The organism is Achromobacter mucicolens, assembly GCF_029866465.1.
GTDB classification, from domain to species: Bacteria; Pseudomonadota; Gammaproteobacteria; order Burkholderiales; family Burkholderiaceae_B; genus Achromobacter; species Achromobacter mucicolens.
In genome coordinates this window covers 3,041,234-3,062,848 of record NZ_CP123364.1, presented here as the reverse complement: position 1 = coordinate 3,062,848, position 21,615 = coordinate 3,041,234, and the positions used below count along the sequence as shown (strand labels likewise).

The window sequence follows — 21,615 nt, the reverse complement described above, 5'->3', positions numbered from 1 at the left end:
TGCTGAGGCCTTAGGCCGCGGCGGGCATTTCGCCGTGCAGCAGGTAATCCATCAGCTCGCGCACCGAGCGCATCGCGTTGCCGAACGGCAGCTTGGATGCGCCGCGGAAGAACAGACCGCGGCTGACTTCGCCGCGCATGGCGGCTGCGAGCTTCAGGTCGATGCAGAACTGGCCAAACTTGGCGATGCCGTCGCGCAGGCCGCATTGCGTCAGGCAGTCCATGCGCTGGCTGCAGCGGCGCGGATCGGCGCGGGTGTTGGCCTGAAGCGTGACTTCCTGGCGCAGGTAGCGCGTGAGCCACGGCGTGGCGACCGCGCGGGCCGGCAGGCCGGCCACGCTGGTGAATTCCGCCAGTTGGGTGGGATCGGCGTCGATCAGCACGCGCTTGAAGTTCTCGTGGGCGTCGCCTTCGTGGGTGACGGCGAACGCGGTGCCGACCTGCACGCCGTCGGCGCCGTTGCTGAGCCAGTGCCGGACCTGTTCGTGGCTGCCCACGCCGCCCGCGACGATCAGGCGGGGCGCATCGCGGCCCAACTGCAATTCACTGAAGAGGGCGTGACATTCGGCCAGCACCTTCTTGAAATCGAAACGTTCGCTGTGCAGGTCGTCGAGCCGGGCCGCGCCCAGGTGGCCGCCCGCATAGCCGGGGTGTTCGATGACGACTGCGTCGGCCAGGCGCCCCTTTTTCATCCATTTCTTCAGGACGGCGGCGACGCCCCGGGCCTCGGACAGAATGGGCACCAGCGCGACTTTGGGGAAGTCGGCGGTCATTTCGGGCAGGTCCAGCGGCAGGCCGGCGCCCATGACGATGGCCTCGGCCCCGCTTTCGCAAGCCTGGCGCACCAGCGCGGGGTGGTCGCGCACGGCCTTCATGACGTTCACCGCCACCAGGCCGCGGCCTTGCGCGGTGTCCAGCGCGGCGCGCACTTCACGATGCAGGGCTTCGCGGTTGGCCGTGTCGATCGTGTCGCGGTCATTGCATTTTTCGGTTTTTTCCACGAGATCGGCGTGGTGATGGCGCAAATCGACGCTGGCAATGGTGCCCACGGCGTTCTGGCTGGCAACCGCGCCGGCCAGGCGATGGGCGGATACGCCAACGCCCATGCCGCCCTGCACGATGGGCAGCAACTCGCGTCCGGCGAGGGTGAGTGATTTGAACCACGTCATGATATGAGTCTTTCCTCTGGTCAAGAGACCAGAGGCTAGAGCAAGGTGGGGAGCGCCGCCTTGCGAAGGATCAAGTGGTGCGGCAATGGGCGGGGCTAAATGCCCGCCCATCCGTCACGCTTTATCCCAGCAGCTTGACGATCGCCGGCACCGAGAGCACGGCGGTGTAGTAGCCCATGAACTGCACGCCGGTGTTGAAACCGAACAGGCGCGACAGCAGGCCGCCAATGAGGCCCATGGTCAGGATGACGAGCAGGCCCAGGAATTGGCCTTCCCAGACGCTGATCACGATGATCAGTCCCACGAACGTGGCGATGATGGCTTCGTGGCTGACCCGGCGCGAGACGAACAGCGCGGCGCGGCGCGCGAAGTTCATGGCGAAGGGGTAGGAGACGACCGCCGCCAGCAGCACCGCCAGCATGCCGTATCCCAGGAATTCCCAGTGATTCAGCAGGTTGTGCAGGTTGTGCGTCTGGCCCGTTGCCGCATCCACCGTAAAGCGCGGCGGCGCGTTAAAGAGCGGCGCCGCCGGTCCCGCGGCCACGGGGCTCAGGGGCAGCCCGAACGCGATCAGCGGAATCAGGGCCTCGGCAATGTAGGTGGCTTCGGTCACGCCGTTGCGCGCGCTCAGCACCGTGGTCAGGCGGTGATAGGCGTGCTTGACGCGCGAGCCCACCAGTTCGCCCAGCACGACGGTCATGGCGACCGGACTGAACACGAACGTGGCGCTTGAGACGGCCGCGGTGGCAAGCGTCCAGCGGGTCTGCACCCGGTCCATGACCTTCAGCGGGTTCGGGAAGTAGCCCGACCAGCCCTTCACATCGGGCGCCAGCGAGAACGTGCGCACCTTGTCGCGCATCATCTTGCCGCGGCCTTGCGGCGAGAGGACAGTGAACAGGTCGGCGATCAGCGGGCCGATCGCAATGCCCAGGAAATAGCTGATGCTCAGCTTGACGCCGTATTTGGCCGTCAGGCTTTGCAGCGCAATGATGACCATGACGAACGGCACCAGCAGCGCCACGGCGGCCCAGCGTCCCGCGGAAAAATACGCGATCAGCAATGCGGCCGCCAGGAAGATCCAGGGGGCCGACTTGGTGATGGCGGCGCCGAACGGCGCAAGCAGCACGGCAAACAGCACCGCCAGCGGCACCGCGACAAAGGCCGCCACGATGGCGCCGGACACCATCTTGCGCAGCGCAATGTGCGGCACGCCCAGTTTGCGCAGCATGTTTGCATCCTGCAGCAATGGCGTGGCCAGCGTGTCGCCCGGGATGCCCAAGAGCGCGGTGGGCACGGCGTGCGTCATGTGCTTGGCCACCGCGCCCGCCAGGAAAAACGTGAAGACGCCCGCCGGCGGCACGCCCAGCAGCACCACCAGGAGGGTCAGCGGGGCCAGCGTGGTGGTTTCGTCGGTGCCGGACACCAGGCCGATGGCGGCGAACACGACCGCACCCAACAGGCCCATGCCGGCGGCCACCATGATTTGTTCAAGCAGTGCGGGGTCGCTCATGCCAGTGCCTCCTTGGCGGCGCCGCGCCGCGCGGCGGCGGCATTGGCGGCGCTGTCTGTGATGCCACCGGTGATGCCATCACCGGCACCAGAGCCGGCTGCGGCAGCAGGCTGTGCGAACAGGTCGTACAGATCCAGTTCCTTCAGTTCGCGCACGACCGGCTCGGGCAGGTCCGCCAGTGTGCCCAGGCCGCCCGGCTGTTCGGCCAGTTCGGCCAGCACCTCGGCGCGCCAGGCGGGATCGTGCGTGGCGCTGCGCTCGATGACCTCGCGCTTGGGCGGAAACAGCCGCGCGCAGATCACGCCGGCCAGCACGCAGCCCGCCAGCCCGGCCAGCATGGCGTAGGCGTGCGCGAGCTCGGGCGAGGCGACCATGCCGCGCAGCCAGCGGCTGGCGGCAAAGAAGCCCGCGACGCTGATCGTGATGCCGATGCCGATGGCCCAGGCCAGATGCCTGAGATCCACCGTGTCGCTCCAGACTTCAGCCAGGCGCGTGGAGGGCGCCGGGAGGCTTTGTTTCATGTCTCTCTCCTGTGTTTATCGGACGGCGCGCGTGGGGGGGCGGCGCCGTCTCGGATACCTGCTTTGCGGGTTATCGGGCTGCGCGCAGTTCCTCCAGCAAGGCCAGCGCGCGATCGGTGCGGACATCCTTTTCCGCCGCCATGCGCTTGGCAACTTCGTCAATCTCCGCGCCGGTGGCGCCGGCCACCAGGGCAATGTTGCGGGCATGCAGCGCCATGTGGCCGCGCTGGATGCCTTCGGTGGCAAGCGCGCGCAGCGCGCCCAGATTCTGCGCCAGGCCGACCGCGACGGCGACTTCGCCCAGCTCCTGCGCCGAGCGCACGTCCATGATCTTCAGTGCAAGGCGCGCCAGCGGATGGGTCTTGGTGGCGCCGCCCACCAGACCCACGGGCATGGGCATTTCGATGGTGCCGACCAGGGCGCCGGAGGTGTCCTTTTCCCAATGCGTCAGCGACGTGTAGCGGCCCGAGCGGCTGGCGTAGGCGTGCGCGCCGGCCTCGACCGCGCGCCAGTCATTGCCCGTGGCCACGATCACCGGGTCGATGCCGTTCATGATGCCCTTGTTATGCGTGGCGGCGCGGTACGGGTCGATGGCGGCGAACGTGTAGGCATCCAGCACGCCTTCGATGATCTCGGCCCCGCTGCGCTCCTTGGTGTCCAGCGTCTGCGGGGTCAGACGCACGCGGGCGCGGGCCAGCCGCAAGTCGGCCAGGTTGGACAGGATGCGCAGCCGCACCGACCCGCCGACGATCTCCTCGACCAGCGGCGCCACGGCCTCGGCCATGGTGTTGACGGTGTTGGCGCCCATGGCATCGCGCACGTCGACGATCAGATGCATCACGATCATCGGACCGCGCGGCGTGTCAGGAAAGACGTGCACTTCGATGTCCTGGCAGCCGCCGCCCAGTTCGATCAGCACCTTGTCTCGGCTGTTGGCCAGCGTCAGGATCCGCTCCCGCTCGCGCAGCAGGGCCAGCCGCGCGCCATGCGGGTCGGTCAGGCCCAGCACCTGCACCTGCGCACGCATGAGGGGCCGGGTGCTGGATGTCTCGAAGCCGCCGCACTCGCGCGCCAGCTTGGCCATGAACGAAGCGGCAGCCACGACGGACGGTTCTTCCACCGCCATCGGCACCAGCACGTCGCGGCCGTTGACCTGGAAGTTGCCCGCCACGCCCAGCGGCAGCTCGAAAGTGCCCAGCACGTTTTCGATCATGCCGTCGGCGCGGGCAAGGCCCAGGGCGCCGGGCTCGGCGAGCAGGCTGCGCTCTTCTGCCGTAAGCGAGGCGGCGTCGGCAATGGCAGCGAGGCGTTGGGCGGGCGTGAGGGCCCGGAAGTTGGGCAGGCGTGAATCGGCCACGATGGCGTGTCTCCGTATAAGAATCGAGTGGCCTGATTCTAGGTAAACTGTACCGCTATTCAGAGGTACAGTTTGGGCAAACAGTACCATTGCACTGCACCAATTTTCGGCAACGCATTCATGGGGATCCCAACGTGGCAGACGCCAATCCGCCTGGCAGGCCGCAGCGCCCGGCGCCCATCGCCGAAAGCCTGGCCAACCTGATCGGCCAGCAGATCGCAGACGGCGTCTATCGCGCCGGCGACAAGTTGCCGTCCTTGCGCGAGCTGGCGCAGTTGCACCGCTATGCCAAGAACACGGTGGTCGTGGCATTTGAAATGCTGGTGGCGCGCGGGCTGGTCGAGCCGCGGCGCGGCTCTGGCTTTTACGTGTTGGACGTCGACCACGCGCGACCCGCGGCGGACGAGGAACCGGGGCAACTGAGCCGGGCGATGGATATCGTGTGGCTCATGCGCGAGCAGCTCAAGACCCAGCCGGACGCGGTTGCCGTGGGCGATGGATTTCCGCCGGTGGAGTGGCTGGCGGACATGCGCATGGACCGCTACCACCAGAAGGTGGTGCGCACGGGGCTCGGGGCGTTATTCCGCTATGGCAGCCGTTTCGGCTACGCGCCGCTGCGCGAAAGCCTGGTGCGCAAGCTGGGCGATGTGGGCATCAACGCCGCGCCGTCGCAATTGGTGCTCACGCATGGCGCCAACGAGGCCATGGACCTGGTGATCCGGTACTTCCTGCCGCCGGGGTCGACGGCGCTGGTGGACGACCCAGGTTACTACCCGCTCTTTGGCAAGCTGAAGCTGGCCGGGGTGCGGATGGTGGGCGTGCCGCGCCTGCCCGACGGGCCGGACGTGGTGGCGTTGGAAGCGTTGCTGCAGCGCGAAAAGCCGCGGCTATTCTTCACGCAATCGATCGCGCACAACCCGACCGGCTCGGACATGACGCCGGCCAAGGCCTACAAGATCCTGCAGTTGGCAGAGCGCTACAACCTGATGGTGGTCGAGAACGATCCGCTGGCGGACTTCAAGCCCACGTCCTCGGTCCGGCTGTCGGCGCTGGATCAGCTTGAGCGCACGCTATACATCGGCAGCTTCTCCAAGTCGTTCTCCGCGGCGCTGCGCGTGGGTTTCATCGCCTGCAATGCGGCATTGGCCAGCGATCTGGCCGACCTGAAGGCGCTGGTGCATGTCAGCAGTTCCGAATACTGCGAACGGATGGTGGACGTGATGCTGCGCGAGGGCCATTACGAGCGGCATCTGGTGCGGCTGCGGCAACGGCTGGAGGCCGCGACCGGACAGGCCTTGCAGGTGCTGGACGCGCTGGGCGCCTACGTGTTTACGCGGCCGACCAGCTCGCTGTACCTGTGGGCGGCGTTTCCGGGCGTGCCGGACTCGCTGACGCTGGCCGAGGCGCTGATGCCCGAAAAGGTCATCATGGCGCCGGGCCGCGTGTTCAGCGTGGACCCCAAGGCGGTGTCGCCGTGGTCCCGCTGCAATGTGGGCGCCGTGGTGTCGCCGCGGTTTCATGCCACCCTGGCCGCGCACCTGGCTCAGCGATAGGCAAATTCCTCGAAGGTTTGCCGCAGCTCGGCCTGCGCCTGGTTGCTGAGCGCGCGCGCGACCGGGGCGCCGGGCGCGGCGCGTGCCGCTTGCACCGCAAACTGGCGCACGCCGCGGCGCGAGAGTTCGCGCGCCAGCGTCATCAGGCGCGGTTCGTCCAGCCAGTCCGGATGCCAGGTGATGCGGCATTCGAAGTCCGTGCCTGCCGATAGCAACTGCGTCAGGCACGCGAGCGCCGGGCGCTGCGAGTCGCGACGGCCCGTGATGTCGTCATAGCCCTTGGCGTCCGCCTTGATATCCATGCCCACCCAGTCCAGATGGCGCAGCACGTCGGCCAGCCGCAACGGATAGATGCCTGCGGTGTGCAGGCCCACGCGGTAGCCCATGCGTTTGATGTCGCGGATCATGGCGGGCAGGCGCGGTTCGCTCAAGGGCTCGCCGCCGGAGAACACGACCGCATCCAGGAGGCCCTTGCGGGTTTCAAGGAAGGCACGGACTTCACGCCAGTCGTAGCGGGCGGCGCGCGTCTGCAGCTCGGTGTTGTGGCAATAGTGGCACCGCCACGGACAACCCGAGATGAAGACGACCGCCGCCAGCTGGCCCGGCCAGTCCACGGTGGAAAAAGGCACCAGCCCCCCGACCGCGGGCGAGTGCCGGGGCAGGGGCTGGATGACGGGTTGGGGCGGCGAGGCATAGGCTGGCCGGTCGGTCAGCAGGCGCACGGCCTGGCTGGCGGGCCGGCCGGCGCCGCCGGCCTGCGAAGCGCCCACGGGCGAGCCGCCTTCAGGCACTGCGTTCGACGAAGAAGCGGCGCTCATTGAATTCGCCCTGTTTGCCGGTGTTGAAGGAAGACACCGGGCGGTGGTAGCCCATCACCCGGGTCCAGACTTCGCAGCGCACGCGCTGGCTGTCGTCCAGTTGGACGGCGGAAGCGGACGTGGCGGCGGGGGCGGTCAAGGTTTGCATGAGATTTCCTCGGGAGTGAATGCCGGACGCATGCCCGGCGGGTGAAGGACAGCGCGCGCCGGGATGCCACGCGCCGGTCCGGGTCCGGAAACGCTACGCCGGCGTGCAGCAGGCCGATTGCTTGGCCAGCAGCTCCGCGTCGCACTTGGGGCAGAACTCGTGGTGCCCCGCCAGATAACCGTGATTCGGGCAGATCGAGAACGTGGGCGTGACGGTGATGTAGGGCAGGCGGAAGTTGGTGAGCGCGCGGCGCACGAGCTGTTTGCAGGCCTCGGCGGTGGACACGGCTTCGTTCATGTACAGGTGCAGCACCGTGCCGCCCGTGTACTTGCTTTGCAGCGTTTCCTGCAGTTCCAGTGCGTGGAAGGGATCGTCCGTGTAGCCCACCGGCAACTGGCTGGAGTTGGTGTAGTAAGGCTGGGCGTCCGTGCCCGCTTGCAGGATGCCGGGATAGCGCTTGCGGTCTTCGCGGGCGAATCGGTATGTGGTGCCTTCGGCGGGCGTGGCCTCCAGGTTGTAGAGATGGCCGGTTTCTTCCTGGAATTCGGTCATGCGCTGGCGCACGCGATCCAGCAGGCGCACGGCAAAGGCGTGGCCGGCGGGCGTGGTCACGTCTTCGGCGTCGTCGGTGAAGTTGCGGATCATCTCGTTGATGCCGTTCACGCCCAGCGTGCTGAAGTGGTTGCGCAACGTGCCCAGGTAGCGGCGGGTGTAGGGGTAGAGCCCCTGGTCGATATAGCGCTGCACCACCTTGCGCTTGGTTTCCAGAACATCGCGGCCCAGCGCCAGGAGATAGTCCAGGCGTTCCATCAGGCGCGCCTCGTCGCCGCGGCACGTATGGCCCAGGCGGGCGCAGTTCACGGTCACCACGCCGACCGACCCCGTCTGCTCGGCCGAGCCGAAGAGCCCGTTGCCGCGCTTCAAGAGTTCGCGCAGGTCGAGCTGCAGGCGGCAGCACATCGAGCGCACCATGTGCGGCTCGAGGTCGGAATTCAGGAAGTTCTGGAAGTAGGGCAGCCCATAGCGCGCCGTCATTTCAAAGAGGCGCTCGGTGTTCGGGTGGTCCCAGTCGAAATCCGGCGTGATGTTGTAGGTGGGGATGGGGAACGTGAACACGCGGCCCTTCGCGTCGCCAGCCATCATGACCTCGATGTAGGCGCGGTTGATCATGTCCATTTCGGCTTGCAGGTCGCCGTAGGAGAACGGCATTTCCTCGCCGCCCACGTACGGGATCTGGTCCTTCAGGTCGGCCGGGCAGGTCCAGTCGAAGGTCAGGTTGGTGAAGGGCGTCTGTGTGCCCCAGCGGCTGGGCACGTTCAGGTTGAAGATCAGTTCCTGGATGGATTGCTTGACGTCCGCGTAGGTCATCGCGTCGCGGCGGATGAAGGGCGCCATGTAGGTGTCGAACGAACTGAATGCCTGCGCACCGGCCCATTCGTTCTGCAGCGTGCCCAGGAAGTTGACGATCTGGCCGATGGCGGCCGACATATGTTTCGGGGGCGTGGATTCGACCTTGCCCGGGATGCCGTTGAAGCCTTCGGTCAGCAGCTGGCGCAGCGACCAGCCGGCGCAGTAACCGCTGAGCATGTCCAGGTCGTGGATGTGGATGTCGCCTTCGCGGTGGGCGTGGCCGGCTTCGGGCGTGAAGACGTTGGACAGCCAGTAGTTGGCGGTGACCTTGCCGGCCACGTTCAGGATCAGGCCGCCCAGGCTGTATCCCTGGTTGGCGTTGGCATTCACGCGCCAGTCGCGCTGTTCCAGATACTCTTCCATGGCGCTTTCCACGTCGACCAGCGTGTGGCGCAGGGACCGCAGGCGGGCGTGCTGCTCGCGATGGACGATGTAGGCGCGCGCCGTGCGCCAATGGCCCGCCTGGACCAGGGCTTCCTCGACGCGGTTCTGGATGGTTTCGACGCCGGGGCAAACATTGCCGTCCAGCTTTGCGATGACGGTGCCGGTCAGGGCGCGTGCGCCTTGCAGGTCCAACTCCCCGGTGCTTTGGCCCGCCGCCGCCATGGCTTGCGCGATCTTCTCGCTATCGAATGCAACGACGCGGCCGTCGCGCTTGAGGATGTGTTGGATTCCCATTGTTGGCACCATATGTAGTGGAGTTCGAAAACTCTACCACCACATATGGTGCTGAATGGTTGGCATCTGGGCGCAGGTTGACCGGCGTCAAACAGGCAAAATGGTCTGCGAAATTGCGCAATGCTGCGATGGGTCGCGGCCAGGTGCTCAGTAAAACACCGTCAAAACCCGATGCCCACGCCCACCAGGGATATCGCCACCGCCAGGGCGGCAGCGCCTGCGGCAGGCCGTGGCGTCCAGGACAGTTTGCCAAACCACAGCAGCGCGCCCGCGCAGAGCCAGCCCAGCCAGACCATCATGCCCAGCGCATCGCCCCACAGTCCGACGCAAGGCAGGATCGCCAGCCCCATCAGCAGCGCGCCAGCGCCGCGCAGCACGCGCGTGTGGGCCGCGCGGGGATTGCGCGTCCAGACCTGGTGGTAGTGGCGGGGGGTGGCCAGGGCCAGGCAAGCCATGCCGGCGTAAGTCAGCAGCAAGGCCATCGCGATTGCGCAGAGGTCATTCAGGGTCATGCGGCTGCACGTCTTGCGCGAGTTGCCGACCCTGTGTGAGGGCGCGGCGCGCTGGCGCTTTGATGGGTAACGACCCTGATTCTACGGGAATCGGCGGCGCGTCCGGCGCGCGGGGCTTTGTATTTTCTTCCGGGCGATGCGGAGCGTGTGCGGATCGGCCGGCCCCCGCGACGCCCCGCAAGGCCCGTCTGCGCGGCGTTTGCAGGCGCTTTGCCATCGCAGGAACGGCAATTGCTGGGTTCGCGCCTCCATCCGGAACGATCGCCGCGTGCGGATCGTTGATGACCTACCACAAGGAGCCCAACCATGAAGCGCAAAGCCGGAAACGCCGATCAGATCAAGGAACTGCTGTACCAGGCCCTGGAAACCGAAATTGGCGGCCTCGCCATCTACGAGACCGCAGTGTCGTGTGCCATCAACGAAGACCTGAAGAAGGAATGGCTGGGCTATCTGGAAGAAACGCGCACGCATCGCCGCGTGCTGCTGACCGTCTTCGAGCAACTGAAGCTCGACCCGCAGGCCAAGTCGCCGGGCCGCGACGTGGTGCGGCACTTGGGCGAATCGTTGGTGAAGGCCATGAAGATGGCCATTTCGGCCGGCGATCCCGAAGCCGCGCAGCTCGTGGCCACCGAATGCGTGGTGCTGGCCGAGACCAAGGATCACGCCAATTGGTCGTTGATCGGGTTGATTGCCGAGCAGCAGTCGGGCGAGCAGGCCAAGATCCTCAAGCAAGCCTACGACGCGGTGGCGACCGACGAGGACCACCACCTTTATCACACGCAGGGCTGGTCGCGCGAACTGTGGATCGAGTCGCTCGGCTTCCCCGCCGTGCTGCCGCCGCCCGAAGAAGTGAAGAAGGTCGAGACCGCCATTGGCGCATCCCGCGCCGAACAGGCGCGCGACTCGATGCTAACCCATTAAGGAGAAAGACTCATGGCAAGCAAAAAGCCAGCCAAGGCCGGCCAGGGCGGTGCACTGGACACCGCCTACATGAACACCGACAGCGGTCCCGCAAGCGGACCGGCCGGCAAGCCGAGCCACCCCGCGCTCAAGCGCGCGGCAGCGGTGGGCGCCACCGTGGGCGCCATGCCCCATAACACCAACAAGGAAGCCGAGTACGGCGAGCAGGCCGCGCGTTGCCCGTACGCCGGCGCGCACGTGGGCGCCGTGGACCCCGCCGTCGGCGCAAGCTCGCTGTCCGAAAAGGAAGTGTCGGACAAGACCGGCGACGCCGCGACCCCGGGCGTGAACCGTGTCGACGGCCAACTGCCGCGCGTGCGCGCGGACGGCGGCGGCCAGGAACTGACCACCAATCAGGGCGTTCGCGTCAGCGACAACCAGCATTCGCTCAAGGCTGGCCTGCGCGGGCCGGCGCTGCTGAAGGATTTCATCCTTCGCGAGAAGATCACGCACTTCGACCATGAGCGGATTCCCGAGCGCATCGTGCACGCCCGCGGCTCGGCGGCCCACGGCTACTTCGAGTGCTACAAGCCGCTGACCGACCTGACCGCCGCGTCGCTGTTTGCCGAGGCCGGCAAGCGCACGCCGGTGTTCGTGCGCTTTTCGACGGTGGCGGGCGAGCGCGGATCCAAGGACACGGCGCGCGACGTGCGTGGCTTTGCCGTCAAGTTCTATACCGACGAGGGCAACTGGGACCTGGTGGGCAACAACATGCCGGTGTTCTTCATCCAGGATGCGATGAAATTCCCGGACCTGGTCCACGCGGTCAAGCCCGAGCCGCACCATGGCATGCCGCAGGCCGCGTCCGCGCACGATACCTTCTGGGACTTCGTGTCGCTCATGCCCGAGTCCACCCACATGCTGATGTGGGTGATGTCGGACCGCGCGATCCCGCGCAGCTACCGGATGATGCAGGGCTTTGGCGTGCACACGTTCCGGTTCGTCAACGCGCAGGGTGAATCGCGCCTGGTGAAATTCCACTGGAATCCCATCCTGGGGACGCACTCGCAAGTGTGGAACGAGGCGGTCAAGGTGTCGGGCGCAGACCCCGACTATCACCGCCGCGACCTCTGGGAAGCCATCGACGCGGGTCATGGTCCGCAATGGGAGCTGGGCGTGCAGGTCTTCACGGAAGACCAGGCCGAAGGCTTCAGCTTCGACGTGCTGGACGCGACCAAGATCGTGCCCGAGGAACTGGTGCCGGTCGTGCCCATCGGCCGCATGGTGCTGGATCGCAACCCCGACAACTTCTTTGCCGAGACCGAGCAGGTGGCCTTCTGCGCCGCGCACGTGGTCCCCGGCGTGGACTTCACGAATGACCCGCTGCTGGCTGGCCGCATCCATTCCTACGTCGACACGCAGATCTCGCGCCTGGGCGGCCCGAACTTCCACGAGATCCCCATCAACGCGCCGCTGGCGCCGGTGCACAACAACCAGCGCGACGGCATGCATCGCCAGACCATTCATCGCGGCCGCGTGTCCTACGAGCCCAATTCCCTTGCCGGCGGCTGTCCGTTCCAGGCGGGAATGGACGGGTTCGTGTCGTTTCCGGAGCCGGTGACAAGCGACGAACTGCGCGGACATCCGGAAAAATTTGCCGAGCACTACAACCAGGCCACGCTGTTCTACGACAGCCAGACCGCATGGGAACGCAAGCACATCATCGACGCCTTCGCGTTCGAGCTCAGCAAGGTGACGGTGCCGCAGATCCGCGAGCGCATGGTCGCTTCCCTGCGCAATGTGTCGGACGAACTGGCGCAGGGCGTGGCCGATGAAATCGGCATGCCCTTGCCGGATCCCTTGCCGCGCGCGACGAAGAATCCGCCCAAGTCCGAAGTGCAGGTGTCGCCCTCGCTGTCGCTGACCGCCCGCCCTGGCGACGGCGGCGTGGCGACGCGCAAGGTCGCCATCCTGGCGGCGGAAGGCGTGGACGGCAAGGCGCTGTCCGCCGTGGCCGACGCGCTCATGCAGGCAGGCGCCGTCGTGCGGCTGGTGGGCCAGCGCATTGGTCCGATGCAGACGGGCGAGGGCGGTGCGTTCGATGCGGATGCGTCGCTGGACAACCATCCGTCCGTGGTGTTTGACGGCGCGGTGGTTGTCGGTGGCGCCGACGCCGTGCAACGCCTGGCGGCCGACGGACGGGCGCTGGAGTTCCTGCGCGACGCCTATCGCCACGGCAAGACGCTGATGGGTGTCGGCGACGGCGTTCAGGTGTACGCCGCGGCGGGCATCGACCCCGATCCGAACGATGGCGGACTGCTGTTGGGCGGCGAGGATCCGCAAGCGTTCATTGCCGCCTTGGGCAAACATCGCCATCCGGAACGGGAGACGACGCCGCCCAAGGTATGAGGGGCGCGGCAGCACGGGTAAGCAAGGACCATTGACACCCGCGGGACGCCTCTCGAATACTGAGCCGGCAGGTCGGGCGAGCGCATCGGGCGCTCGCCCTGTCTAACCGGGGAGGCCGTATGAACCGAGCGTCCGTGTTGCCTGTGAAATTCGTTGGCTGGCTTTGTGCCAGCCTTTTGTCTTTTTCCGCCCTGATCAGCGTCGCGCCGTCCGCGCGGGCGGCGTCGGCGGCGGAGATAAGCGCCGACGCAACGGCGGCGCTAGAGCAGCTTTACACGCAGGACCCACGCATCCGCCAACTGGGCGACAAGGCCGTTGCGGTGCTGGTGTTTCCCAACATCATCAAGGGCGGTTTCCTGGTGGGTGGCGAGCGCGGCTCGGGCGCCTTGATCCGGCGCGGTCAGGTCGAGGGCTTTTATTCGATCTCGGCGCTGTCGTTCGGACTGCAGGCGGGCGCGCAACAGTTCTCGTACGCGCTGTTCTTCATGAACGAGCCCGCGCTGGCGTATCTGAATCAGAGCGACGGCTGGGCGCTGGGCGCGGGCCCGAGCCTGGTCGTGGTCGACCAGGGCTATGCTGCCAGCATCTCGACCACGACCCTGACGCAGGACGTGTACGCGGTGCCGTTTGGCGAGCAGGGCCTGATGGCGGGGATGGGGCTGGAAGGATCCAAGATCAGCAGCATGGTGCCGGATTGATGACGCGGCACGCAAAGCAGGCGGGACGCCGGTGGGCGTCCCGTGTTGCGGTCACTCAAGCGTAATGCCTGCACGCTGGGCGACGGCGCTGAATCTGGCGATCTCGATCGTGATCTGGTCCCTGAAGGCCTGGCCGGGCAGGAAGACGGGATTGAGCGACAGGTCCGATACGCTCTTGCGCACTTGTTCGTCGTGCATGATTTCCGTCATGGCCCGGTTCAGCGTGTGCATGACGGTGGATGGCGTCTGGGCCGGCGCGACCAGGCCGTACCAGCCCACGAACGACACATCCGCCATGCCGGCTTCCGCGAAGGTCGGCACGTCCGGCAATTGCGGCATGCGCTGATCGCCGGTGACGGCCAGCGCGCGGACCTTGCCGGCGCGCGCCTGGGCCGCCGACGCCGACACCGTGTCCACGGCCAGGGCGATCTCGCCGCCGATCAGCGCGGTGATGAGCTGCGCGCTTCCCTTGTAGGGAACCGGCACCATTTTGGCGCCGGCTGCCTGGGCGAACATTTCGCCCGTCAGGTGGGGGGCGGATCCCGGTCCGAACGTGCCGTACATCAGGCCGCCCTTGGCAGTCTCCTGGCGCGCGAGTTCGGCCGCCTCGTGAGGCGTGGCCGCGGGCAGCGAATTCTGCGCCAGCAGCACGACGGGCGCCATCGCGACGATGCCCACGTGCTCGAAGCTGCGCACGGGATCGTAGGGCAATGCGGGCTTGAGTGCCGGCAGGACGCTGTAGGTTGTGCTGCCCGACAGCATCAGCGTGTAGCCGTCGGGCTTGGCGCGGGCGACCGCTTCGGCGCCGATGAGCGTCGAGGCGCCGGGGCGGTTTTCAACAATGACGGGCTGGCCGAACTTTCCCGACAGCTTGGTGGCAAGCAGGCGCGCCACTGCATCGGTGGCGCCGCCCGGTGTGAAGGGGACAACGATCTTGATGGCCTGGTCCGGATAGGCCGCGTGGGCGTCTTGGGCGTGGGCGGCGGTGGCGGCAAGCGTCAACGCCAACAGGGCGGTGCGAAATCTGGCGGTCATGGCGGGGCTCGGTGGGGTCAGGCGTAAGTGGACGATTGGGCGCAGGCTTGTTCGAGGACGTCGGCGCCCTGGGTTCCCAGGTCCCAGAACAGGCCGGCCATGATGGCCAGGCCTTCCCGGGCGACGCTGCCCAGCAGATGCTCGTTGGGCGCGTGCTGCGCGCAGGCGGGGTAGGAGTGCGGGACCCACAGGGTGGGCAGGCCAAGCTGGTCGGCAAAGATGTCGTTGGGCAGGGAGCCGCCCAGGTTGGGCAGGAGCGCCGGGCGCTTGCCGGTGGTGTGTTCCAGCGAGGCGGCGGCCCAGCGTACCCACGGGGTGTCTGGCGACAGGCGCGTTGCCCCGGCCTGCATGCCGATGCGCACGTCCACGTCGTCAAGCCCGCGCGCGCGCAGATGATCGACCACGTGATCCTGCAGGCCGCGCCAGTCGGTGCCCACCACGAAGCGCAACTGGCACCAGGCCGCGGCTTCGGGGGGAATGGCGTTCACGGGCTTGGCCGGGTCGCCCGCGCCGAAGGTCAACACGTCCAGGCTGTTCCAGCCAAACACCTTTTCAGGCGAGGTCAGGCCGGGTTCGCCCCACCACGTGTTGATGGCCGGATCGTCTTCGCCGCCACCGACCTCCAGGTCGGCCAGCGCCTGGGCGACCGCGTCGGGGATGGGTGGGGGACGCAGCCCGGGGACGGCGATGCGGCCGTTGGCGTCCACGAGCGAGCTGATGGCGTGCGACAGGCGGATGGCCGGATTGGCGAGCAGTCCGCCCCAGTTGCCGGAGTGGTAGCCGCGATCGCGTGACCGCACCCTGAGTTCGAAATTGATCGCGCCGCGCGAGCCCATGAACAGCGTGGGCCGGGCGGCGTTCAGGCGCGGTCCGTCGCTGGCGATGAAGACGTCGGCGGCCAGGAGATTGCGGTGCGTCTTACAGAAGTCGGACAGGCCCGGCGAGCCGGCTTCCTCGCCGGTTTCGATGAGCCAGATGGTATTGAAACCGAGCGCGCCGCCGCGCGCATCAATGACGCGGGACAGCGCTTCAAGGTTGATCGAATGCTGACCCTTGTTGTCGGCCGTGCCGCGCCCGTACCAGCGGTCGCCTTCGACCTTGAGCTGCCAGGGGTCGCGGCCGGATTCCCATTTGGCGGCGTTGCCCCGCACCACGTCGCCGTGGCCATACATGAGGACCGTGGGCAATTCGGCCGCTTCGATGCGGCGCGCCACCAGGATCGGCAGGTCCACCCCGGCCGGATTTGCGTGCACCGCACAGGAAAAGCCCAGCGCCGACAGGCGCGGAACCAGTTCGTCCTTCAGGTAGGCATGCTGCGCCGCGGCCTGCGTGGGCACTTCGCTTTCGGTCGCAAATGCGACCCGGCGCGCCAGGGTGTCCAGAAGGACGCCGCTGTCATACGCTTGTACGGCGTGGAGAATGGCTTGTTCGCGGGTCATGGCGGTTCTCGGTGCGGGGGGTTGGAAGCACAAATTTATTGCGCTTCTTAACGTGCCACAATTAGATATTTCGCACTTTTGCGTTGCTTAAATGGCATGTCTTCGGGAGCCCGCCATGATTTCCCTAGGCCTCAGATATTTCCTGGAAGTCGCGCGCTGCGGATCGATCGCGGGCGCGGCGGCGGCCCTGCACGTGGCGGCGTCCGCCGTGAGCCGGCAGATCGCCAAGCTGGAGGACAGCTTGGGCATTGTGCTGTTCGAGCGCCAGGCGCGCGGCATGGAGCTCAGCGAGGCAGGCTTGCAACTGGCCGCCTACGCCCGGGCCGCCGCCCTGGAGGCCGAACGCGTCACCACCGAGATCCGGCGGCGCAGTGCGCTGGGCGACGTCACCATCCGGCTGGCCTGCAGCGAGGGCTTCGCGCACCGTTTCATGCCGATGTGCATGGCGGACTTCAAGCAGATGCGGCCCGAGGCGCGCTTTCATCTGCAGGTGGATCGGCCGGAAGAGGTGATTCGCCGGATTCTGGAGGGACTGTCCCAGATCGCGCTGCACTACACGGTGGCACAGGACGATCGACTCAAGACCGAGCTGCTGACCCGGGCACCGGTGTACGCGGTGATGTGCCGGCGGCATCCGCTTGCCAGCCGCCGCACGGTCAGCCTTCGTGACCTGGCGGAGGTGCCGGTGTCGGTGGGCGATACCGGCACGACCGTCCGGCAGTTATTCGACAACGCCTGCGCCAACGCCGGGCTGCACATCGAGCCGGCCTACGTATCGAACAATTCGGCGGCCTTCCTGCCCATGCTGCCGGGCAGCCGCATCGTGGCGCTGACGGGCTACCTGACGCTGATGGGCGACCCGCAGGGGGCCGCGCTGGCCGCGGTGCCCTTCAGCAACCCCGAGATGCGCCAGCGCAGCATTCAGGCGGTGACGCTGCAGGGGCGCACCTTGCCGCCGCTGGCCAAGGAGTTCCTGGATTTCATGGCGCAGCGGCTCACCGCCACGCCCCGCGCGCCGGATGCGGACAAGGGCGACGCGTGAGCTAGACCGACCGCACGAACAACGCCCGCAGCTTGTTCCAGAAATCGCCGCCCAGAACGAAGAAGCTGGCCACCAGCATGACGTCGCCCAGCAGCTGCGCCTGCCATATCCGGGGGCGCAGGCCGGGCCAGATCTGGTCGACATAAGGCTCGAGCATCGAGGTCAGCAGCGGCAGGATGAACATCACCATGCCGATCGCATGGCGCACCGGCCCCACCTTCTGCACGGGCGCCAGTTTCTTCGCGTGACCGCCGATGATGGCCTTGAGCTGCTGGAATCCCTCTTTGCCCATGACGGCGATGCAAGTGATGAGCAGCACCTTGTTGGCGATGAAGATGGCGCCCGTCAGCGCCGCGATGCGTGATCCCGGGATGTCCATCACGGCGCCAATCGGGATAAGGAACCAGAGCGCGAAAGCCAGGATGAAGAGGGCGATTCCGCACTTGAAGCGCCAGCCCATCGCTGGCGCAGGGGGGGTAGGCATGTCTTGGACACTCATGGCGGACTCCTTTTAAGGCGTGAGAACGGATGGCGTGCGGAAAAGCCCGGTCCGCGCGGCCGGGGTTCAAGCAACTGCAGCATCAGGCACGCATACAGCGTGACCGCGATGAACAGACCCATGCGAATGGCGAAGGCCGTGTAGACATCATTGCCCGCAATGCTGTCCTGGACCGACTGGCCAAGCAGGATGATGAGCGTGATCAGGGTGTTCAACCAGAAGCTCGGGGCGTGCGGCGTGGGGCTCAGCCGATACAGCTTGCGGGCGATCACCAGCGCGAACAGCAGCATCCAAAGGAAGTACATCCACAGGCTGGGAAACGGCCTGAGTCCGAGCCAGAACGCCACGGCCAGCACGCCGGCCAGCAGGGTGGAACCGAGTATTTCGCGCGCCGCTCCGTGCGCTGCCGTGACGCAGCTCTGCCTTCCCAAGCTGACCGCCTTCAGGATGATGGGCATGTACCCCAGCGGATCGGTCATTGCCAACAGGAAAGCCGGCAGCACCACCAGCGCCGCGCGCAGGGCCATGCGGTTGGCCTCGCCCGCAGATAGCACGGGCGGGGGCGGCGGAGCCGGAAGGCCAGGCGGATCCGGGAACAGCGCGTGGCAGACGCCCAGCATCAGCGCCGCGAGCAGCAGGCCTTTGACCAGCGCCTCGATCACCGTCACGGCCAGACCGAAGTCGAAGGTGCCCGCCGCCGAAATCATGGTCAGGCCGATGATGAGAAACGTCGACACCAGGTTGTTGCCCCCGCGCAGCCCATGACGGAACGCGAGGAACAGGCACAGGCCGACGATCAGGACGCCGGCGGCCGGGTAATAGCGCAGCAACGGGATGAGCACGAGGCCCGTGCCCGTGGTGAACGCCGCCACCAGCGCCAGGCCCACGCCGGCCTTCAGGGACAGCGGCCGGTTCATCTGCGCCAGCAGGAAGACGCCCAGCACGGGCGCGACCATCGGGATCGGCATGTGCAGCCCGAAACTGATCGCCAGGCACAGCGCCGTCCCGACGCCCAGTCGCAGGGCGCGCTGGCCGCGCGGGTCGCGGGGAGCGGGGCGGTCGTCAGTACGCATAGGAAAGCCAGCTCATCAGCCGCAAATACAGGCGCCCCAGCGGATTGAGCGGATTGCCCGGCTGGGGAAATGCCATCACTTCCGCCTGTCCGCCCACGCGAATGCCGCGCAGGGAGGGGAGCTGCCCGGGATCGAGGTCGATGGCCACTGGGAAGCGCTGCGCCGGACGCAGCCAGTCGCGGCTGTTCTGCACCGTGGGCAGGCTGCCGGGCTGCGTGGGCGTGCCGACGCTTACGCCATAGCCCACGCTGCGCACCCGGCCCTCGAAGATCCGGCCGGGCAGCGCGTCCAGGATGATCGCCACCGGCGTGCCGGGGTCGACGTGTCCCAGATTGTTCTCGGTCATTTCCGCGTTGATCCACACGTCATGGATGGCGATGAGCGTCATGACGGGCTTGCCCGCCGCCGCGAACTGGCCCACATCGGTGCGCAGGTCTGTGACCAGGCCGGCCGCGGGCGCGCGCACCTGCGTGTTGGCAAGGTCCAGCTCGGCCTTTGCGACGGCGGCGGCGGCACTGCGCAGCTTGGCGTTGTCTTCTTCGCTGCCGCCTTCCTGCTCGCGCGCCCGCTGCACCTCGGCGCGCGCGGCCGCAACCTGGCTGACCGCCTGCGCCAGGTTGGCCCGCGCGATCTCCAGGCGGCGCAGCGAGACCGTGCCCCGGTCGTCGCTGTACAGGCGCTCGAGGCGGGTGCTGTCCTGGCGCGCGCGGACCTCGTTGGCTTGCGCCGCGCGCAATGACGCTTGCGCCGAATCGATGCCGGCGGTGCTGGCGCCGATCTGGCGGCGCGTGGCGTCCAGGTCGGCCCGCGCACGGTCCAAGGCGATGCGGTACTGCTCGGCGTCGACGTCGAACAGCACGGCGCCCGCCGGGACGTCCTGGTTGTTGCGCACGCGAACCTGGGTCACCCGGCCCGCCACTTCGGACGCCACCGGGACCACGAAGGCCTCCACCCGCGCCTGCTGCGTGTAGGGCGTATAGCGGTCCGCCAGCAGATACCAGACCAGGCTGAGGACGATCACCACGACGACCCACCGGATACCTTTGCGGGCGGGATCCGGCGCGGGCGGCGGCGCGGCGGGCGGCGGGGGACTGGCTGCGGGCGCGGGGCTGGCTGGGCTGCCCGATGGCGGCGCGGACCGGGGACTAGTCATCGGATCGCCTCGTGGTCTTGGAAATCGCGGAGGCCGGGGCGGGGCGCCCGGCTTCGGTCAGCAGGTCGCCCCAATTGGTGCGTTGCTGCATCTGGTCCCGTGTGGCTGGATCGATCACCGGCTGGCCGCTATACCAGCCGCCGCCCACCGCCTTGTACAGCGCGATCAGGTCGCTCACGGCGTTGCCCCGGTTCACCAGATAGGTGTCCTGCTGGGTCGCCAGCGCGCGCTGGGCGTCCAGTACCCGCTGGAAATCGGAATATCCCTCGCGGTACAGCGCATTGGCCAGCGTCAGCGAACGCTTGGCCGCAAGCGCCGAGTCATAAAGAATGCCGTCCCGCTCCAGCGCCTTGATGAGCCCCGTGGCCGCGTCGTCGGCTTCGCGCGCCGCCTGACGCACGGCGTCCTGGTAGATGACGATAAGCTGCTGGAGGCGCGCGTCCTGCAGGCGCACCGTGTTGGTGATCCGGCCGTGGTCGAACACGTTCCAGTTCAGGCTGGGACCGGCAAGCAGCGCCGCGCCGCCCGACGTGCCGGCCAGCGACGTGGCGGTCCAGACAATGCTCCCCAGCAGCGTCAGCGAGGGGTAGAGCTCCGCCTTGGCCACCCCCACCTGCGCGGACTGCGCCGCGATACGCAGTTCGGCGGCGCGGATGTCCGGGCGCCGCAGCAGCAGGTTTGCGGGCACGTCCTGCAGGACAGCTTTGTCGATCAGCGGAATCACGGCCTCTTTGGATGCCAGGTCGGGCAATTCGGGCATCGGACCAGGAGGCTTGCCGACCAGCACCGCCAGCGCATTGCGCGTGCGCGCGATCTGGCTTTCGAATTCCGGGATGGTGCTGAGCGTGCCCAGGTATTGCGTGCGGGCCTGCTGCAGGTCCAGTTCGTCGGTCTCGCCGCTTTTGAACAGGCGTTCGGTGATCTCGTAGCTGCGCTTCTGGATCGCCGCATTGTCGCGGGCAATGCGCAGCCGCGCCTCGGCCGTGCGCAGCGCGTAATAGCTTTCGGCGACCTGCGCGTGCAGCAGCACCAGCACGTCTTCGCGATTGGCTTCGGCGGCGAAGTAGGCCGCGTCGGCGGACTCGATGGCGCGGGAAAACCGGCCCCAGAAATCCAGCTCCCAGCCGATGTTGAAGCCCGCGCTGTATTGCCAGAAACTGCTTGGGCGGGGATTGCCCTCGGCCGAGCGCGACGCGCGATGCTGGTACAGCGCGTCCGCGCCCACAACCTGGGACTGCGGAAACAGGCCGCTGCGCGCGATGCCCAGCTGGGCGCGCGCTTCCATGATCTGCAGGCCGGCCACCTGCACGCCCGGATTGTTCGCGTCCGCTTGGGCAATCAGGGATTCAAGAACGGGGTCGTTGAAAATGCGCCACCATTGCCGCGCATCCGGCTGGGTGCCGGATTCGGTGGCCTGCCGCAGCGCCGGCGTGTCCCACTGACTGGACCAGTCGACGCGCTGCGGCGCAAAGTCGGGCCCCACCTGCACGCATCCGCCGAGGCTGAGCATGCCCATCAGCAGCAGTCCATTCGAACAAGTCATCGGCCACATTGGGCACCATGTCTGTCAGAGACCAAACTGCGAGTTCCGGTGTCGGCGCTTTTGGGGCCCCGCACCGCGAACGCCGGAAAGCCCGGCAGCGACGCTCAGTCAGGCGTGCGCGCCGGCATCGCCGGCGGAAAGCCGCATTC

The 21,615-nt window shown here is 67.3% G+C and carries 19 protein-coding genes; 5 read left to right on the top strand and 14 right to left on the bottom strand.

The features are described 5' to 3' along the window. Window positions 1-10: 10 nt before the first annotated feature. From QEP15_RS13985 to QEP15_RS13970, 4 genes are all read right to left on the bottom strand, one after another. Window positions 11-1,168: an NAD(P)H-dependent flavin oxidoreductase gene (locus QEP15_RS13985; RefSeq protein WP_152384610.1), complete on the bottom strand. Its 1,158-nt coding sequence runs from the start codon at window positions 1,166-1,168 to the stop codon at window positions 11-13. A 121-nt stretch (window positions 1,169-1,289) separates the two neighbouring features. Next, the gene (locus QEP15_RS13980) at window positions 1,290-2,678 is read right to left on the bottom strand and encodes a tripartite tricarboxylate transporter permease (protein ID WP_056318279.1); all 1,389 of its coding nucleotides are present in this window, start codon (window positions 2,676-2,678) and stop codon (window positions 1,290-1,292) included. Then, on the bottom strand, window positions 2,675-3,199 hold the full coding sequence (locus tag QEP15_RS13975; RefSeq protein WP_152384609.1) for a hypothetical protein: 525 nt from the start codon (window positions 3,197-3,199) through the stop codon (window positions 2,675-2,677). The genes QEP15_RS13980 and QEP15_RS13975 overlap by 4 nt, the downstream gene beginning before the upstream one ends. Before the next feature lie 70 nt (window positions 3,200-3,269). Next, window positions 3,270-4,559: a hydroxymethylglutaryl-CoA reductase, degradative gene (locus QEP15_RS13970; protein ID WP_217617676.1), complete on the bottom strand. Its 1,290-nt coding sequence runs from the start codon at window positions 4,557-4,559 to the stop codon at window positions 3,270-3,272. Between the two features lie 131 nt (window positions 4,560-4,690). Here QEP15_RS13970 and QEP15_RS13965 point away from each other — a divergent pair, with 131 nt between their 5' ends. Next, window positions 4,691-6,109: an aminotransferase-like domain-containing protein gene (locus QEP15_RS13965; protein ID WP_280147579.1), complete on the top strand. Its 1,419-nt coding sequence runs from the start codon at window positions 4,691-4,693 to the stop codon at window positions 6,107-6,109. On the opposite strand, the gene QEP15_RS13960 is transcribed toward QEP15_RS13965, so the two are convergent. The 4 genes from QEP15_RS13960 to QEP15_RS13945 all read right to left on the bottom strand — a co-directional run bounded on the left by QEP15_RS13960 (window position 6,100) and on the right by QEP15_RS13945 (window position 9,675). Beyond that, window positions 6,100-6,927, bottom strand: coding sequence for an anaerobic ribonucleoside-triphosphate reductase activating protein (locus QEP15_RS13960; RefSeq protein ID WP_062840971.1), 828 nt, complete (start codon window positions 6,925-6,927; stop codon window positions 6,100-6,102). The two genes, QEP15_RS13965 and QEP15_RS13960, sit on opposite strands and share 10 nt — an antisense overlap. Next, window positions 6,893-7,075 (bottom strand): anaerobic ribonucleoside-triphosphate reductase, encoded by a 183-nt coding sequence (nrdD, locus tag QEP15_RS13955; RefSeq protein WP_152384607.1) that lies wholly within the window; start codon window positions 7,073-7,075, stop codon window positions 6,893-6,895. The genes QEP15_RS13960 and nrdD overlap by 35 nt, the downstream gene beginning before the upstream one ends. 93 nt (window positions 7,076-7,168) lie before the next feature. Further along, window positions 7,169-9,163 (bottom strand): ribonucleoside triphosphate reductase, encoded by a 1,995-nt coding sequence (locus QEP15_RS13950; protein WP_152384606.1) that lies wholly within the window; start codon window positions 9,161-9,163, stop codon window positions 7,169-7,171. Window positions 9,164-9,324: 161 nt separating this feature from the next. After that, complete coding sequence (locus QEP15_RS13945; protein WP_056318298.1) at window positions 9,325-9,675, bottom strand: DUF3325 domain-containing protein; 351 nt, start codon at window positions 9,673-9,675, stop codon at window positions 9,325-9,327. Window positions 9,676-9,981: 306 nt separating this feature from the next. Between QEP15_RS13945 and QEP15_RS13940 the strand changes: the two genes are divergently transcribed. The 3 genes from QEP15_RS13940 (at window position 9,982) to QEP15_RS13930 (ending at window position 13,682) form a co-directional block, all read left to right on the top strand. Then, complete coding sequence (locus tag QEP15_RS13940) at window positions 9,982-10,596, top strand: hypothetical protein (RefSeq protein ID WP_152384605.1); 615 nt, start codon at window positions 9,982-9,984, stop codon at window positions 10,594-10,596. Window positions 10,597-10,608: 12 nt separating this feature from the next. Next, window positions 10,609-12,984, top strand: a complete 2,376-nt coding sequence (locus QEP15_RS13935; protein ID WP_180098626.1) for a catalase — start codon at window positions 10,609-10,611, stop codon at window positions 12,982-12,984. 176 nt (window positions 12,985-13,160) lie between these two features. After that, window positions 13,161-13,682 (top strand): lipid-binding SYLF domain-containing protein, encoded by a 522-nt coding sequence (locus QEP15_RS13930; RefSeq protein WP_227741241.1) that lies wholly within the window; start codon window positions 13,161-13,163, stop codon window positions 13,680-13,682. A 51-nt stretch (window positions 13,683-13,733) separates the two neighbouring features. Here QEP15_RS13930 and QEP15_RS13925 read toward each other — a convergent pair whose 3' ends face one another. Both QEP15_RS13925 and QEP15_RS13920 read right to left on the bottom strand, forming a co-directional pair. After that, window positions 13,734-14,717 carry a Bug family tripartite tricarboxylate transporter substrate binding protein gene (locus QEP15_RS13925; protein WP_152384602.1) on the bottom strand — a complete coding sequence of 328 codons (984 nt, stop codon included), beginning with the start codon at window positions 14,715-14,717 and terminating at the stop codon, window positions 13,734-13,736. A gap of 17 nt (window positions 14,718-14,734) precedes the next feature. Next, a complete protein-coding gene (locus QEP15_RS13920) occupies window positions 14,735-16,156 on the bottom strand; it encodes a M20 family metallopeptidase (RefSeq protein ID WP_152384601.1) in 1,422 nt (473 codons plus the stop codon). 115 nt (window positions 16,157-16,271) lie between these two features. Here QEP15_RS13920 and QEP15_RS13915 point away from each other — a divergent pair, with 115 nt between their 5' ends. After that, window positions 16,272-17,198, top strand: coding sequence for a LysR family transcriptional regulator (locus QEP15_RS13915; protein WP_152384600.1), 927 nt, complete (start codon window positions 16,272-16,274; stop codon window positions 17,196-17,198). A gap of 1 nt (window position 17,199) precedes the next feature. On the opposite strand, the gene QEP15_RS13910 is transcribed toward QEP15_RS13915, so the two are convergent. From QEP15_RS13910 to QEP15_RS13895, 4 genes are read right to left on the bottom strand one after another with little or no spacing between them, the layout of a single operon-like run. After that, window positions 17,200-17,682, bottom strand: a complete 483-nt coding sequence (locus QEP15_RS13910; RefSeq protein ID WP_226846052.1) for a transporter suffix domain-containing protein — start codon at window positions 17,680-17,682, stop codon at window positions 17,200-17,202. Window positions 17,683-17,693: 11 nt separating this feature from the next. Continuing rightward, the gene (locus QEP15_RS13905) at window positions 17,694-18,770 is read right to left on the bottom strand and encodes a DUF2955 domain-containing protein (RefSeq protein WP_280147578.1); all 1,077 of its coding nucleotides are present in this window, start codon (window positions 18,768-18,770) and stop codon (window positions 17,694-17,696) included. Then, a complete protein-coding gene (locus QEP15_RS13900) occupies window positions 18,760-19,923 on the bottom strand; it encodes an HlyD family secretion protein (RefSeq protein ID WP_226846050.1) in 1,164 nt (387 codons plus the stop codon). Before QEP15_RS13900 ends, QEP15_RS13905 begins: the two co-directional genes overlap by 11 nt. Next, entirely contained in the window at window positions 19,916-21,475 is a 1,560-nt protein-coding gene (locus QEP15_RS13895) for an efflux transporter outer membrane subunit (protein ID WP_253855370.1), read from the bottom strand. Before QEP15_RS13895 ends, QEP15_RS13900 begins: the two co-directional genes overlap by 8 nt. Window positions 21,476-21,615: the final 140 nt, after the last annotated feature.

Excerpts from the sequence above, each read along its gene's own strand:
- QEP15_RS13985 (WP_152384610.1), bottom strand. The coding sequence starts at position 1,168 with ATGACGTGGTTCAAATCACTCACCCTCGCCGGACGCGAGTTGCTGCCC.
- QEP15_RS13980 (WP_056318279.1), bottom strand. The coding sequence starts at position 2,678 with ATGAGCGACCCCGCACTGCTTGAACAAATCATGGTGGCCGCCGGCATG.
- QEP15_RS13975 (WP_152384609.1), bottom strand. The coding sequence starts at position 3,199 with ATGAAACAAAGCCTCCCGGCGCCCTCCACGCGCCTGGCTGAAGTCTGG.
- QEP15_RS13960 (WP_062840971.1), bottom strand. The coding sequence starts at position 6,927 with ATGAGCGCCGCTTCTTCGTCGAACGCAGTGCCTGAAGGCGGCTCGCCC.
- nrdD (WP_152384607.1), bottom strand. The coding sequence starts at position 7,075 with ATGCAAACCTTGACCGCCCCCGCCGCCACGTCCGCTTCCGCCGTCCAA.
- QEP15_RS13950 (WP_152384606.1), bottom strand. The coding sequence starts at position 9,163 with ATGGGAATCCAACACATCCTCAAGCGCGACGGCCGCGTCGTTGCATTC.
- QEP15_RS13945 (WP_056318298.1), bottom strand. The coding sequence starts at position 9,675 with ATGACCCTGAATGACCTCTGCGCAATCGCGATGGCCTTGCTGCTGACT.
- QEP15_RS13940 (WP_152384605.1), top strand. The coding sequence starts at position 9,982 with ATGAAGCGCAAAGCCGGAAACGCCGATCAGATCAAGGAACTGCTGTAC.
- QEP15_RS13935 (WP_180098626.1), top strand. The coding sequence starts at position 10,609 with ATGGCAAGCAAAAAGCCAGCCAAGGCCGGCCAGGGCGGTGCACTGGAC.
- QEP15_RS13925 (WP_152384602.1), bottom strand. The coding sequence starts at position 14,717 with ATGACCGCCAGATTTCGCACCGCCCTGTTGGCGTTGACGCTTGCCGCC.
- QEP15_RS13920 (WP_152384601.1), bottom strand. The coding sequence starts at position 16,156 with ATGACCCGCGAACAAGCCATTCTCCACGCCGTACAAGCGTATGACAGC.
- QEP15_RS13915 (WP_152384600.1), top strand. The coding sequence starts at position 16,272 with ATGATTTCCCTAGGCCTCAGATATTTCCTGGAAGTCGCGCGCTGCGGA.
- QEP15_RS13910 (WP_226846052.1), bottom strand. The coding sequence starts at position 17,682 with ATGCCTACCCCCCCTGCGCCAGCGATGGGCTGGCGCTTCAAGTGCGGA.
- QEP15_RS13905 (WP_280147578.1), bottom strand. The coding sequence starts at position 18,770 with ATGCGTACTGACGACCGCCCCGCTCCCCGCGACCCGCGCGGCCAGCGC.
- QEP15_RS13900 (WP_226846050.1), bottom strand. The coding sequence starts at position 19,923 with ATGACTAGTCCCCGGTCCGCGCCGCCATCGGGCAGCCCAGCCAGCCCC.
- QEP15_RS13895 (WP_253855370.1), bottom strand. The coding sequence starts at position 21,475 with ATGTGGCCGATGACTTGTTCGAATGGACTGCTGCTGATGGGCATGCTC.